General features: G+C 38.7%; 9 protein-coding genes and 2 pseudogenes. 2 read left to right on the top strand and 9 right to left on the bottom strand.

Annotated features, from left to right (window positions below; translation table 11 throughout):
• Positions 1–62: 62 nt before the first annotated feature.
• The 7 genes from ACOZIR_RS17470 to ACOZIR_RS17440 form a co-directional block, all read right to left on the bottom strand.
• Positions 63–791 carry a sigma 54-interacting transcriptional regulator gene (locus ACOZIR_RS17470; RefSeq protein ID WP_421535738.1) on the bottom strand — a complete coding sequence of 243 codons (729 nt, stop codon included), beginning with the start codon at positions 789–791 and terminating at the stop codon, positions 63–65.
• A 107-nt stretch (positions 792–898) separates the two neighbouring features.
• Entirely contained in the window at positions 899–2,713 is a 1,815-nt protein-coding gene (locus ACOZIR_RS17465) for a reverse transcriptase domain-containing protein (RefSeq protein WP_416226469.1), read from the bottom strand.
• 225 nt (positions 2,714–2,938) lie between these two features.
• Complete coding sequence (locus ACOZIR_RS17460; protein WP_416226470.1) at positions 2,939–3,118, bottom strand: hypothetical protein; 180 nt, start codon at positions 3,116–3,118, stop codon at positions 2,939–2,941.
• A gap of 145 nt (positions 3,119–3,263) precedes the next feature.
• Positions 3,264–4,637, bottom strand: coding sequence for a sigma 54-interacting transcriptional regulator (locus tag ACOZIR_RS17455; RefSeq protein WP_421535720.1), 1,374 nt, complete (start codon positions 4,635–4,637; stop codon positions 3,264–3,266).
• Positions 4,638–4,849: 212 nt separating this feature from the next.
• Positions 4,850–7,408, bottom strand: coding sequence for a cyanophycinase (locus ACOZIR_RS17450; RefSeq protein WP_340141438.1), 2,559 nt, complete (start codon positions 7,406–7,408; stop codon positions 4,850–4,852).
• Positions 7,409–7,501: 93 nt separating this feature from the next.
• On the bottom strand, positions 7,502–8,674 hold the full coding sequence (iadA, locus tag ACOZIR_RS17445) for a beta-aspartyl-peptidase (protein ID WP_310878966.1): 1,173 nt from the start codon (positions 8,672–8,674) through the stop codon (positions 7,502–7,504).
• 63 nt (positions 8,675–8,737) lie between these two features.
• Positions 8,738–10,159, bottom strand: a complete 1,422-nt coding sequence (locus ACOZIR_RS17440; protein WP_045291367.1) for a YfcC family protein — start codon at positions 10,157–10,159, stop codon at positions 8,738–8,740.
• Between the two features lie 432 nt (positions 10,160–10,591).
• Here ACOZIR_RS17440 and ACOZIR_RS17435 point away from each other — a divergent pair.
• Together ACOZIR_RS17435 and ACOZIR_RS17430 are read left to right on the top strand one after the other, a co-directional pair.
• Positions 10,592–11,671 (top strand): annotated as a pseudogene (locus ACOZIR_RS17435) (isocitrate/isopropylmalate dehydrogenase family protein).
• A gap of 39 nt (positions 11,672–11,710) precedes the next feature.
• Positions 11,711–12,649, top strand: a pseudogene (locus tag ACOZIR_RS17430) (nucleoside hydrolase).
• A 160-nt stretch (positions 12,650–12,809) separates the two neighbouring features.
• Here ACOZIR_RS17430 and hutG read toward each other — a convergent pair.
• On the bottom strand, positions 12,810–13,793 hold the full coding sequence (gene hutG / locus ACOZIR_RS17425) for a formimidoylglutamase (RefSeq protein WP_328120037.1): 984 nt from the start codon (positions 13,791–13,793) through the stop codon (positions 12,810–12,812).
• On the bottom strand, positions 13,768–15,057 hold the full coding sequence (hutI, locus tag ACOZIR_RS17420) for an imidazolonepropionase (protein ID WP_328120036.1): 1,290 nt from the start codon (positions 15,055–15,057) through the stop codon (positions 13,768–13,770). Before hutI ends, hutG begins: the two co-directional genes overlap by 26 nt.
• Between the last annotated feature and the right edge of the window lie 7 nt (positions 15,058–15,064).

Below are 15,064 nucleotides of genomic sequence, written 5' to 3'. Positions count from 1 at the left end.
TGAATACCTTCTTTTATAGAAAAGGGAAACTTGATCAGTAAAGTTTCCCTTCCTTACGCACATCAAGGATTGATTAAATGCTGTTTTGTTTTTAAATGATATAGATAATGCAGTCCTTTTTCTGTTATTTTCGTTCCTGCTCTGCCTCTGCGCTTTATAATATACTCTTTTTCTTCTAGTACATCCAAACGATTTCTCACCTGCTGTTCTGTAAGCGTAAAGCCTTTTAAATGCTGTGTGATCCACTTTCTGCTTGCTGCTTTTCCAGTATCATTACACTGTTTTATCGTTTCTAACAGGGCATGATTTTCTTGAAGTTCGATTAAGTCAACCGATTCATTTTCAACTTCATACAAAGAATGTTCCTCTTTTTGACTACTAAGCCTATACTCTACGTCTTTTGCTTTCACTTCGTTTTCATCGCAGACGGTAAGCAAATACTCGATGACGCCTTTTAATTCTCTTATATTTCCTAACCATTCATATTCGATAAGCAGCTTCATCGCTTCTGGATGGATATGGGTCCACGTTTTTGATTTGGAAATAAAATGATGAATTAGTAAAGGAATATCGGTTCTTCTATATCTTAAAGGAGGAATCGTTAAAGATAATACATGTAAACGATAGTACAAATCTTCTCGAAACAAACCTTCTTTCATTTTATGTAGTAAATTGTTGTGAGTAGCTGCTATGATCCTTACATTGATTGGAATGACTCTTGTACCTCCTACCCGTCTAATTTCTTTTTCTTGAAGCACCCTTAAAAGCTGGGTTTGTAAGCGCGGACTGATATCGTAGGGTAAGAACCCGGCGCCTTAAGACCTCTCGGTCTTAGGTTTCCGAGAACTCCCCCCCGAACCGTACGTACCCCTCTCAAGGTATACGGCTCTCCATCTTTTCAGTCTAGCTTCCCATTATGCAGGTCATGATGACACTTTCGACAAAGTACCATCGTTTTACGACTTCTTGCTATCATCTGTCTTTCCCATTTCTTTTTCCCTTTAAGGTTCTTTAGCTTTCGAACATGGTGAACTTCCATTGAGCCTTCTTCAGCCTTACACCATTCACATTGATTAGCCATCAACCTTTGGATAAGCGATGTTCGGGATTGGTATGATACTTCCGAAGGAAGTTTTTCTATATCCTTTTTAGTTATAGGAGCTTTATTCCTACGAAATCCCTTATCATAAAGCACTTCCGTTTTCTTACCGGACTTTGTCATATAACTGACTTGGAATATTCCATTCACCATAAATTTTTGTTTAGCTTTACCTAAGGTAGTACGGTACTTATTTGCTAAGGTTTTGTACATAGAATATTCAAGGAGATACTTATAACTGTTTAGATGGCACACATTAACTGCCAGTTGATAATATTGATAGGTTCCACGTATCTGGGCGTTATAGTTTCTTAAAATCTCAAGAGGAACCAATTTAATTAACTCTGGACGGTGCATTGGTTTCCATTGACCTGTCTTTTGGTTGACCTTTATTACCCTTTTTTTAAACAGGCGACTATAAACAAGATCAGTAGGCATATATAGTTCACATTTTAACGAGAATGCTCTTGTTTTTATTCCATCGCTTCGTCGTTTAGAGTGGAAATCTCGCAAAACTTTAACGTCATATCCTAAAAATCGAGCCTTATGCCTCGTATTTGTTATAAGTGTTTTCTCCTCGGATAATGTTAGCTTAAGTTCCGATTTCAAGAAATTAGCAATGTCTTTTTTTACCTTGTACGCATCTTCCTTGCTTCCAATAACTCCAATGAGAAAGTCATCTGCATATCTAACATATTGAATTCGTTTATAATTCTCATCCATCGGATATCGTTGAGGAATACGTTCTCTTTCAGCTAACAACTCATGTACCTTATTGGTTAATTCTTTTTCCCGTACTTCATCTATTTCCTTGGATTCCCTTAGTTCTTTCTTAACCCTGTTTATTTGATGTTGTATTTTAGAATAAGCTGGGTTTATCCTTCTAACTTTTCCTACATCAAAAGTTGACTTATACCGATTTATAAAATTATCTAACTCATTTAGATAAATATTTGCTAGTAAAGGGCTAAGAATACCACCTTGTGGTGCACCACTAAACGTTTTATGAAACTTCCATTCCTCTAAATATCCGGCTCTAAGGAACTTCCATATAAGCGAAATAAATTGTTCATCATCTATCCTCTTCCTTAGGGTATAGATAAGGATGTGATGATTAATATTGTCGAAAAAACCTTCGATATCACCTTCAATGAACCATCTACTCCCAGTAAAGGTTCCTTTGACCTGAATTAGTGCTGTATGGCAACTTTTTTCAGGGCGAAAGCCATGAGAGAACTTACTAAAGGTTGGTTCATAGATGGATTGTAATAGGTTTTTTATGACTTCTTGAACTAACTTATCTTCTACGGAAGGTATGCCTAACGGACGCTTCTTTCCATTTTTCTTTGGAATATAAACTCTTCTTACTGGTTTTGGTTGGTAAGAATAATCTCGTAACTTATCAATTAGCGCTGAGATTCTTTCTGTAGACATTCCGTCAATGGTCTTTCCATCTGTTCCAGCAGTCATGTTTCCTTCGCTGGCGTATATATTTTGATAGGCATCAAGAAAAAATAATGGGTTATACAGATTCCGATATAATTTTTTGTATTTATATCCTGCTTTGTTACTGTGAGATGCTAGATTTCCTAATACGATTTTTGGGCTTCGCAAGAGCCTCACGCCCCTTCCCAATTTAATATTAGTCGAAAAGACTGTTCTCCTTTGCCTTGTACGAGGCTTTCCCTCGCTCTGACTACTACGAGAACTCCGTTACCATATTGGATTTTCATGAGCCACATACCTTGCTTTTTACACTTGGTATCATCCTCAATAGCCTCCTTACGAGGCGTTCCAAGTTAGGTAATCCCCATTTAGTACATATAGAAACTAGACTAATTATGATGTCGGATGCCACTTTCGTCCGTTACTTGTTATCCAAGTTAGCCAGTCTTTGGTCTGCCATACGTATCGCGTATGTTCAATGGAAACTTTGGCAATATTTCCATTCTTGACTGCGAAGCGTTTCAATGACCCTTCACTTCGGGCGACGATACTCCACTTTGGACTATGGTTCACGCAGTTTAGCATTCATCCTTATTCATAACATTTTTTTACCTTGCCCCTCAGTCGTACCTAGGTCATTTTGGTAACTTAGGGCTTTCCTTGCATGCTCTGGTCCCCTCCGGGTTTCCCTTTGTGGGTAAGCAAGGTGGTAAATGGGTTAAGCGCAGACTCCCATCTCTTGTCTAAGGAGATTCTCTATATGCCCGTATGGGCGCACACCAATTTCATCCAAGAAGATCGTACCTTTATCAGCGCTTTCAAACAGCCCTTTTTTGCCGCCTTTTTGGGCTCCTGTAAAGCTGGCTTCTTCGTACCCAAACAGCTCACTTTCTAGCAATGTATCGGTCATGGCACTGCAATTCACGGCAAGAAACGGTCCATTTTTACGTGTAGAATGATTATGGATAGCCTGAGCAAACAGCTCTTTTCCTGTACCGGTTTCTCCTTGAATTAAAATAGGATACTCAGTAACCGCCATTTTCCGGGAAATTTCAATCGTTTTAAGCAAAGCTGGGTGTTCTCCAATAATATCTTGATAATCATACTTAACAGAAAAGCCGTTTTTTCTACATTCTGACTGCGCTTTTCCTTCTATTTCAACAGCTTGATTCACACTTTTAAACGTTGCTACCGTAGTATTGCTTTCCTGAATTATCGACTTATAGATGACCATTTCGTACCCGTTTACGTTAAAGTACTGACTTTTCTCTTCGGACGATGTAATAAACTCCACAAGGCCTTCGTTAGAAATGACATGTTGAATTTCACGATCTACAACATCAGAAGAAGATAGCTGAAACAATGATTCTAACCTTTTATTAAATAACGTAATTCTTTTATTAAAATCCACAGCAAGAATACCATCTTCTACTACATTTACAACACTCTTTACATGAAGGTGAAGTTCTTTCATTTGCTCTTCTGCTTCTATTAGTTTTTTTTGCAGCTCAATAATATTTCGTAAATAGCGATCCCAAATAATTGAATGATTAGACTGATTAAAACCAAATGATTTTATAAGTTCAAAAATAGTCGCCATATCAAAAAGCCTAACACCTATATCAATTACATGCTTTACATATGGCGGACATAAGTGAGCCTCACCTGGAGAAACAGCAATTTCAACACCTTCGTAATAGGTCTTTTTCTTTTTAAAAGGAATAAACTGAACATGATTAATTCCTACTTGATAAAGAGATTCTATTAACTTAAGAGTTTCTCTATCATCATCGTTTACAATTAATACTTTAGTATGGGCAGGAATTTTCAACAATTCATTTATATGTTTATGGTGAATCGTTCTATTTCCTACGATTTCATGTGCACATTGAACCTCTAATCTGTCCTTCATTTCGTTCTTTATACTCTCTGATGAGTAGAGTACAACATCGCCATCAATTTTTTTCGGTAATTCTTCGTCAACCGCAAAGCATTCAATAAAAATGTAATCGCCTAATAACTCTTTTAATTGGTTATGTAAAATGATTTTAGTTTGCTTGCTTCCTGTTATTAAAACTAATTTCTTTTTCATCGTATGGACACCTTTCTACAGGCCTTTAACTTGACTTGCCTTCAGAGATTAGTCTTGGAATACTGTACCTATCATTTTATACTTTGCTGTGCATTTCATCTAGCGGACGTTTGTCCCTTTTGTAAATAAAAATAAGTAGAAAAAAGCGCCTCCACTTTAATGGGTGGAGGCACGATATGCTAAAGTGCTAGATGCATTGAATTACTTTTTTCTCATTTAATATCTACGTTTATTGGTTTGATATCTAAGGCTACCTTTACGATGGAGTAATCGTCTTTTTGACCGTCGGTATAAGCCCAATACCCATTGCTTTCCGCGCTTTTTCGGAAGGTAAGCTCAAAACCTGTGTTTTGGTTAAACGTATAGCTCTTTACCTCTTTATTCTGAGCATTATCAATAAGATCGTAAGCTAAAAATTTTCTTAATACACCATGCGGAGAAAAAAGACCTGTATTTGGTCCAACTTTTTCACCGTAGTATTCATTTTTTCTAGTAGATGTTTTAGCTGGGTTTATGACGATTTCTTTTGTTGTGAGATTTACTTTGTCGCCTGGCGTGATACAAGAGATAAGAATATTTTTATAATCACTCGGAAATTTTTCATTTGCCTGTACCTTTGCTAAGTCAACTAGCGTAATACCGCCTCTTCCAACAACTTCTATTTGTTTTTCTTTATTGTTTACCAACATAGCAGTATCTTCATCGATGCCGTAAGAAAGCTGATTTTTATTTCCTTTTTCATATGCTGTTGCAATAAGACGTCCTAGTCTTGCTTTGTTGTCAAAATGCTGATCTACAAGACCGTATTGGAAAAAGCCAAGCCCTTTTTCTAAATAAGCAGGACCGCCTTCTTGCTGATTCATATCATCATATGTGTCTGTAAATCCGTATGAAAGAGCTCCGTAGCTATCTCCGCCAGCCAGCATGGTATTACTCATAATTGCCGCTCCGGCACTCGTGCCGCCAAGTACTGCTCCATTTTTGTACGTATGCCACATGGCTTGCAAAACGTTTGAATCCGAACCATTTTCATTACGCAACGAGCCCGTAATCAAGGTTTGATCTCCTCCTACAAACCAAATGCCTGTTAGCCCTTTAACTTTTTGCGCTAGTTTATCACTATTCATGTTTGTTTTCCAATTCGACTCGTTTTCTGGGGTCCCTTTGAAGTCATGATTTGAAACAGGTAAAATTTCTATATTTTCTGCTTTCATTCCGTATTTAATTAAATCAGCTTTAAACTGATTAGAGGAGTCGAACTTAGTACTCGCTGCAGGCACAATTCCTACTTTGGCTTGTTTTCCTCCTGCAAGATTAATGAACTTGTTATACACGCTTGAATTACTGCTGCCTAGCGCTCCTCCTGCAATCAAGAGGTTACCTTTAATCTTGTCGTATACAGGACTTTCAGGTGAAGAAAAGGCAGGTTTTTTATACGTTAAACTAGTTTTTCTATTCGGCTGGAATTTGACGGTTTTAGGCGCAATATCCATTCTAACATTCACAATGGAATAGTCATCTTTTTGTCCGTCAGTATATCTCCAATAGCCGTTTGTATCACGATCTTTTTGAAAAGCAATTTCATATCCCGACCCTTGACTATCATAAACATAGCTGTTGGCAGATTTCATCGATTTATTGTCAACAAGAGAATAGGATAAATAAGCCTTTAATCTTCCGTATGGCGTAAAAACACCCGTAGCAGGCAGTGCGTTAAACGAGTAATATTCAAATCCCTTCGTTTCTACTTTATCCTTTGGAAATTCAAATGATTTTAAATGATAGTTAATTTTATCTCCAGGAGATAAGTAACTAACCTTTATGTTCTCTAAGCCTGAACTCGCTTTTTGTTTAGACACAAGCTGAGCTTTGCTCGTATCTAAGACGGCTACTCCGCTTCGTCCAACAACTTCAATCTTTTGATTTTTATTGTTAACGATCATAGCCGTATCCTCGTCCACACCGTATGCAAAGTTTTTTTCTTTGTCACGTTCAGAAGTATACGCAGCTACTGCAAGTCGCCCAAGTCGTGCCCGTTCATCCATATGCTGATCAATTATTCCGTGTTGGAAAAAACCCAGACCTTTTTGAACTGACAAAGGCTCATACTCTTTTTTATGATGCTGGTCTTTGTTTACATATTTATTTAAGGTTTCCTTGTTTCCTATACTTTCTTTTAAAGCTCCTAGACTATCTCCGCCTGTAATCATGACGTCACTCATAATTGCGGCTCCTGCACTTGTACCTCCGATAACTGCTCCTTTACGGTATATATCCCAAATAGCTTTTAACGCTTCAGAATCGCTTCCATTATTTTGACGAAGGGAATCTACAATTTTCGTTTGGTCTCCTCCAACAAACCAGACTGCTGTTAGTCCTTTAATGGTACGGGATAACTTCTTATCGTTCACTTGATTCTTCCAGGTTGATTCATCTTTTTGTGTGTCAGAAAAATCGTGATTTGAAACAGGAAGAATTTTAATAGAATCTGAGTTTACTCCATATTTCACGAGGTCATCTTTAAACTTTTTGGAAGACTGCAGCGTTGTGCTGGCAGCTGGAATAATCCCTACTTTTGCTTTTTCTTTTCCTCCAGCAAGCGAGAGAAATTTTTCATATACATCGTGATTAGATGTCCCTACACCTCCGCCTGCAATAACAAGGCTGCCTTTAATGTCTCCAGTATTTTCTTGTGCTTTTGCAAGCAGCGGTGTACTCAAAGAAGAAAGTAATGTAAAGCTGATAAGACATGAAACAAGTTTCTTTTTCATTTGAAAGATCCTTTCCACGCAAATTTTAATACCTTTCTCTAATTAGCTCGTATCCTTTCCGCGATACTTTCGTTAAATGATGTCTAAAACCTGTTATTCAAACGTTCCTTTCACAACAGGAACACCGTCTTTTACCATTACTTTACCTTGAGCAAAAACTGTTTTAATTGTTAGCGTCTCTTTGTCTAAAAGGACTAAATCTGCATCTTTTCCAGGTTGAATATGCCCTTTATTGGCCAGTTTTAATAGTTTGGCAGGATTAGAAGTAATGACTTGAAGAGCTGTTTCTAACGGCACTGATTCTTCTAGTACTGCATCTCGTACTTCTTGAAATAAAGAAGACACTTTTCCAACTTGAAGCCCTTTATAGTCTCCGTTATCATCAAAAAACGGCAGGCTCGCTTGTCCGTCGGATGAAAACGTAATATTCGAAATCGGAACTTCTTCTTCAAACATGATGCGTAACCCTTTGCTGCACTTAACTTCGCCTTCTTCTAAAAAATAGGGAATGGTGCTAGTCGTAAAATCTACATAGCCACCTCGTTTTGCAAATTGAATTCCTTCTTTAAACAGATCTTCATTTCGGTTAATATGTGTAGGGTGAAACTGACGAATTGGCAGGTCCGTTTCATCTGCGATTTGATTTAATAAAGATAATTTCCGTTCCCCGTCTCCTACGTGAATCTCTAATATTCCGGCTTTTCCTGATAAAATCCCTCCATTGCGGGCAGCGGAAGCCACCTTCACCAGTTCTTCAAATGTCGGTTCAGAAGAACGGTGGTCGGAAATGGCAATTTCACCTACTCCGATAATTTTATCAATTAAAATAAGATCTTCTTCGATGCTGGTAGTTAACGTTTTTACTGGTATTTGATACGAGCCTGTATGAATGAAGCAGCTAATCCCTTCTTCTTCTAATCCTCTTGCTTTAGCCAGAAGACTTTCCATTCTTCTTGTTGTACCATCTGTTCCAAGGACACCTACAATAGTTGTAACACCAGCAGCCGTTGCATCCGTTAACATTAGTTCAGGCGTGCGTGTTTTATATCCCCCCTCTCCTCCTCCGCCAATAATATGAACATGTGAATCAATAAAGCCAGGGGCTATAATGTGATTGGCGGCGTCTACAACATCAATAGGAATGGACGTATTTACATGGTCAATACAATCTTCTATAAGGATGATTTTGCTGTCTGCAAGCAATACGTCTTTTTTTCCTAAATACTCTGGTGCATATACTTCTGCGTTTTTGATTAAGGTTAACAACTTCTATTCCTCCTACTAGTAAGCTCAACTTACGAATAACATTTTTCTATATAATTTTAATGCTTAAAATGGTCCATAATTGATAAAATAAGCAATCACAACGGCGATTAAACCAATCACATATTGAATAAGGACTAACGGCAACACCCATTTGGCCCACTTTGTCCATGAAATTCCCGCAATCGCTAAACCAGCCATTAATGTTCCAGCCGTCGGGAAGATCATATTTCCAATGCCATCTGCAAAAGAAAAAGATAATACTGCTGTTTGCCTTGTAATATCAAGTAAATCTGCAAGAGGCGTCATGATTGGCATCGTCAGCATCGCATGACCTGTTCCAGATGCTAAAATAAGATGAATCAGCGCTTGGAAGTTATAGATTCCGATGACGCTTAAATATCCCGGAATATGCTGAATAGCTCCAGATACTTGATGAAGCATAGGGTCTACAATATGTCCTTCATTTAAAACAACAAGAACAGCACGAGAAACTCCGATAACAAGCGCTCCTCCAACTAGTGCTGCTGCCCCGTTTGTAAATGACTTAACTGTATTTTCAACAGAGAGCCTTCCAATAATCCCAATCACAACTGTCAAAATAACAAATAAAGAAGCAATTTCAGTAATGTACCACTTATACTTAATAACGCCAAAAGCAAGAATTACGTAGTTAACAAGAAATGCTGCCATAATCCATTTATGCTTTCTAGTTAACTTGGCATCCGAGTTTAAAAGTTTATTTGCGCTGGTTATGCTGTATTTTCCGTACGTCCCAATAGAAGGACTTTTTTTCACTTTCATCGCATATCGGTAGACAAACCAAACTGAAACAGCGTAAACAACTACAAACAAGATGAGTCGAAAGCCCATTCCAGAAAACATAGGAAGCTCTGCTACTCCTTGCGCAACACCAACTGTAAATGGATTCATAACTGCCGTAGTAAAACCAGCCGATGCGCCAATTAACACAATAGCAGTCCCTGTTAATGCATCGAATCCAAGAGCAAGTGCCAGCGGAATTAAAAGAGGAATATAGGCTAGCGTTTCTTCCGCCATCCCCATTAAAGAACCGCCTACTGCAAAAAATAACATCATGACAGGAATTAATAATTTTTCTCGGGTAGCAAGTTTTTTAGCCATCGTTGTAATTAATACATCTACTGTCCCCGTAGCGCTTAGTACACCAAAGAAACCGCCGATAATTAATACAAAAAAGATAATGTCGGCTCCTTCTACCATTCCTGTATGTATTGCTTTGACCATATCAAAGAATCCAACAGGTGTAGAATCAATCCATTTAAACGATTGAGGATCTACCGTTGTTCTCCCGTCTACTTCTACACGCGCATATTCTCCAGCTGGCAAGGTATACGTTAAAATGGTAGCAATCACAAGAAAGCCTAACAATAAAGCAAAAACGTTTATTTTCCTCTCTTTTTTCCGTACCTGATTTAATGAACTCATTTCCTTTTGCGGTTCACTCATTCTTCTTCTCCCCTTCATTGTGAAATAATAGCCTTAGACAAACATCTCTTTCTTTAAAAGCAGCTTACTTATCTGCGCCTACATATTGCTCCTTTCTTTTGTATTCCTCATATACAGTACAAGCAATTTTCGTGCCAACGTAGAACCGTTTAATTTTCTGAATTATGATATAATTAAATCGTGCTTTAGGTGTTAATTGGGTGTTTTATTCAATTTAATAACGCCAATTAAGAAGCTGGTTGATAGAAAATCTAGAGTATAAGCATTAGCCAGTTCTTTTTTTAAAAAGCAGCAAAAAGAAAGATAAAAGAATTTAATCTATAAACATAAAAAAATACTATTTTATTATTGTCTTTTCTTTAAGTAGATTAATACTATAACCTTCAATCTATTTATAAAAGCATGGCGCATAATGAAAGGGTGTTCAAAACAATGACTGTTTATCGTATCGGGGTATTGGCGGGTGATGGCATCGGGCGAGAGATTGTCGATGCCACAGTTAAGGTAGTTAAAACTGCTTCTTGCAAAGCAGGAGTAAAAATGGAGTGGATTCATCTACCGATGGGATGGGAAGGAATTAAACAATATAACGATCCTCTGCCAGAAGTAACGATAGATGCTTTAAAACATACGCATGGATGGATACTTGGCCCGCACGATTCTGCGGCTTACCCCCTTCAGCACAAAGAAAAGCGTAATCCCAGCGGAGAGCTTCGTCACAGTTTAGATCTTTAAGATCTTTACGCAAATATTCGCCCTGCCAAAACAATGCCAGGCATTAAAAGCGTCTTGAAAGAAGCAGATTTAGTGATCGTCCGAGAAAATACAGAAGGATTTTATGCCGATCGAAATATGTATTCTGGACATGGCGAATGGCAGATTACAAAAGACGTTGTGGTGACATCGGGGGTATTTACGCGAAAAGCCGTAGAAAGAATTGCGCGTGAAGCTTTTGCATTGGCTATGCAGCGTCGTAAAAAAGTAACAATCGTACATAAAGCAAATGTTTTAAGATTAAGTACCAGACTATTTCTAAACGTTTGTCGAGAAGTAGCTGAGCAATATCCTGAAGTAAAAGTGGACGACTACCATATTGATGCCATGGCTGCTCATCTCGTGCGTCGTGCAGCCAATTTTGATGTCATTGTGACAGAAAACATGTATGGTGATATTCTTTCAGATTTAGCCGGCGAGCTTGTAGGAAGCTTAGGATTAGCCCCTTCTCTTAATGCAAATGAACATATCGCTATGGCACAAGCAGCTCATGGTTCTGCGCCCGATATCGCAGGTTTAAATATAGCAAACCCAACCGGTATTATTTCTTCAGCAGCCATGCTACTGAAATGGCTGGCTGAAAAACATGCGGATCACAAACTTACAGAAGTGGCTGCTACAGTAGAACACACACTTTATCAAACGCTCCAATCTGAAGTGAAAACGAAAGATTTAGGCGGACATGCCTCTACGTCGGAGTTTACAGAAGCTATTTTAGAAAAAATAAAATCCATGTAAAATTAACAGCAATTTATCCATTATATAGAGGTGATCATAATGAAAAAAAGAAAGATTATTATGGACTGTGATCCAGGTCATGATGATGCTATTTCTATTATTTTGGCTGCCGCACGACCGGAATTAGATATTTTAGCGATTACAACTGTTTCAGGAAACGCATAAATTGAAAACACGACGATGAATGCTTTGAAAGTGTGTGATTTGGTATCGTTACATAACCCGATTGTTTCAAAAGGAGCAAGCGAACCAATGATGCGCAGACGTGAAAACGCGCCTAGTATACACGGGGATTCAGGATTAGACGGCCCTGAGTTCCCGGCTCTCTCTCGCAGCTGGAGCGAAGAACACGGAGTAGATACTATTATACGAATGGTCAAAGAGTCAGAAGATCCCGTTACGCTTTTGCCTACCGGTCCTTTAACGAACATTGCTTTAGCTTTAATAAAAGCTCCAGAAATTAAAGAAAACATTGAAGAGATTATCCTTATGGGCGGTGGAACCTTCGGGAACTGGACGCCAACGGCTGAGTTTAACATTTGGGCAGATCCAGAAGCGGCTAAAAAAGTGTTTGATAGCGGCATTCCACTCGTAGTAATGGGGTTAGATATTACGCATCAAGCCGTTGCAACAGATAATGTTATTAACCAAGTGATGAACATTGATAATAACGTAGCAAAAAAGGTAGGTGAATTATTAGCATTTTTTAAATCTGCCTATAAAGAAACGTTTGGCTTTGATAGTCCGCCTGTTCACGATGTATTAACCGTTGCTTATTGCATAGCTCCAGAACTATTTACGCTCAAAGAAGTTAATATTGTAGTAGAAACACGCGGAGAATACACGGCTGGGACGACTTCAGTTGATTTGCTTGGAGTTACAGGAAGGAAAGCAAATGCGAAGTTTGGTTTAACCCTTGATGTAGATGGTTTTTGGGATTTAATGATTGAGGCTCTTAACACATATTCGGCTTCGTAATGTTCATCTAGAAGATAGGTTTTATAAAGTCAGCACCAGAACGTCGAGTTCGCAACTTGCTGGTGCTGACTTACTTTTATTCATACTATCTAGCTGTTTTTTTCGCTTTTTGATTGAGCATTACCATTACAGTAATAATTGAAGCAACAGTAACACTTCCTTACTTTCTGTTTGCAACGCCCGTTAAAAAATTCAAAAACACGTGTACGCCTGCTTTCACGGTAATTTCTCCTACATCACGCAGCGGATCTAGACATACAATATCCATTGCTTGAACAAGCGGATGACTCCCGGCGGTGTATACTGCTTCAAACAACTCATCTGTCCTCATTCCGCCTGTCGTTCCTGCTGGAACTCCCGGTGCGTAAGCGATATCTAACACGTCCATATCAACGGTTAAATAGATCATGTCTACCTCTTTGCTCAGCTGTTTTAATGCTTCTTTCACCGTATGAGTTATTCCTGCTTTTCTTGCTTGCAGTAACGTTACATAATGGACGCCTTTGCTATCTGCATATTCCTTTAACGATTTTGAGTTATAAAACCCGTGAAGTCCGATATTCCATACATGTCTTGCATCAATCGTGTTGCTTTCAATTAAATTTCGTATAGGTGTTCCGTTAGAAGGACCGTTATCTTCTAAGCTGCGTAAGTCAAAGTGCGTATCAAACTGTAAAATCCCTATCTTCTGTTCGGGATGTGACGCTTGCCACCCTTTTACTAACATAGCTGTAATAGAATGATCTCCTCCAAGCATAACAGGCAGCGCATGCGGATGATATTTCCGTATAGACATCATCGCTTCTTTTATATGCTGATGGGATTTCTCTATATCCGTTACATGCTGTTTAACGTCTCCTAAATCTAAAACTGACAGGGAAGTTAAATCCGTATCATACTCAATATGATACGGATTAAAGGATTTCCATAGCTTCCTAATGGCCATTGGCGTCTCACTGGCTCCAGAAGCGCTAATGGAGGACCTTGAAAGAGGCACGCCTAAGACCGTAATATCTATCGATGTAAAGTCGAAGTTGCTCCCATCTTCAACTGTTTGAATCCAATCGCTTACTTTTGGGTCATGAGTGCTTTGACGCTGCCAGCAAAAAGGCGGTCGATCAAGCTGTGGGTACGGATAGCTCATGTAACACACCGCCTTCAACCACTATTTTTCCATCTTTCAATACCGTGTCTACAAGATTTACCGCATAGTTATATTGCAGCGTTTGATAATTTGGAGCGTCAAATAGTACTAAATCAGCTTTTTTCCCTACTTCAATACTTCCAATTTGATCGCCTTTGCAAATGGCGTGAGCTGCATTGATCGTACAGGCCGTTAAGACTTCCGCTGGCGTCATTTTCATCGTTAAACAAGCTAAATTCATAATAAACGGAAGTGATTCCGTAGGAGAAGACCCTGGGTTTCTATCTGTTGATAACGCAACAGGCACTCCTGCTTCAATCATTTTTCTAGCACGCGCCGGTTCTTCCATTAAAAAGAATGCAGTACCCGGCAATAAAATGGCTATAACTCCGCTTTCAGCCATTTGCTTAATTCCTTGATCCGATGCTTTTAGTAAATGATCCGCAGACACAGCTCCTACTTTAGCGGCTAATTCTGCACCGCCAAAGGAAACAATTTCATCAGCGTGGATTTTAGGTTTTAGCCCGTATGCTTTTCCAGCTTGTAAAATACGCTCTGACTGTTCAACTGTAAACACGCCTTCTTCACAAAACACATCACAAAACTCCGCTAGCTCTTCTTTTGCAACGATTGGTATCATTTCTTCGATAACAAAACGAACAAACTCATCTTCATTGCCTTTATACTCAGCTGGCACCGCATGAGCTCCCATAAAGGTTGAAACCACATCTACTGGATGCTGTTCATTCAGTTTCTTCGCTACTTTTAATTGTTTGATTTCGTCTTTAAGATTTAAACCGTACCCGCTTTTTGCTTCGACAGTTGTAACTCCGTACTGCAGAAATTTATTTAAACGTTTTGTAGATTGCTTGATTAGCTCCTCTTCTGTTGCTTGTCGTGTACTAACGGTTGTTTGTAAAATTCCTCCTCCCGCTTTTAAAATATCAATATACTTTGCTCCGTTTAAGCGCATTTCTAATTCTTTTTCACGACTGCCGCCAAACACAAGGTGAGTGTGGGGATCAATCAACCCAGGCGTTACAATTTTTCCTTCGGCATCAATTATATTAATAGGTTCATGAATATGCTCAAGGTATTCCTGCGCTTTGACGTCAGGCCCAACAAATACAATTCTTCTATTTTTCACGAGTACGCTGCCATTTTCAATGATTCCTAGATCTGACATTTCCTCCGATCGTCTAGGCTGACTTCCTCCTTTAACCGTAATGACTTGTGCAGCACATTTGATATACGTAACAGTCATACGTATC

Source organism: Priestia sp. D3YE.R1 (genome assembly GCF_049199565.1).
GTDB classification, from domain to species: domain Bacteria; phylum Bacillota; class Bacilli; order Bacillales; family Bacillaceae_H; genus Priestia; species Priestia aryabhattai.
Note: the sequence above shows the minus strand (reverse complement) of the source record. Positions and strands in the feature narration are given on the sequence as shown.

Bases quoted from the DNA above. Each gene is read 5' to 3' on its own strand.
- ACOZIR_RS17455 (WP_421535720.1), bottom strand. From the start codon at position 4,637: ATGAAAAAGAAATTAGTTTTAATAACAGGAAGCAAGCAAACTAAAATC.
- ACOZIR_RS17450 (WP_340141438.1), bottom strand. From the start codon at position 7,408: ATGAAAAAGAAACTTGTTTCATGTCTTATCAGCTTTACATTACTTTCT.
- ACOZIR_RS17440 (WP_045291367.1), bottom strand. From the start codon at position 10,159: ATGAGTGAACCGCAAAAGGAAATGAGTTCATTAAATCAGGTACGGAAA.
- hutG (WP_328120037.1), bottom strand. From the start codon at position 13,793: ATGAGCTATCCGTACCCACAGCTTGATCGACCGCCTTTTTGCTGGCAG.
- hutI (WP_328120036.1), bottom strand. From the start codon at position 15,057: ATGACTGTTACGTATATCAAATGTGCTGCACAAGTCATTACGGTTAAA.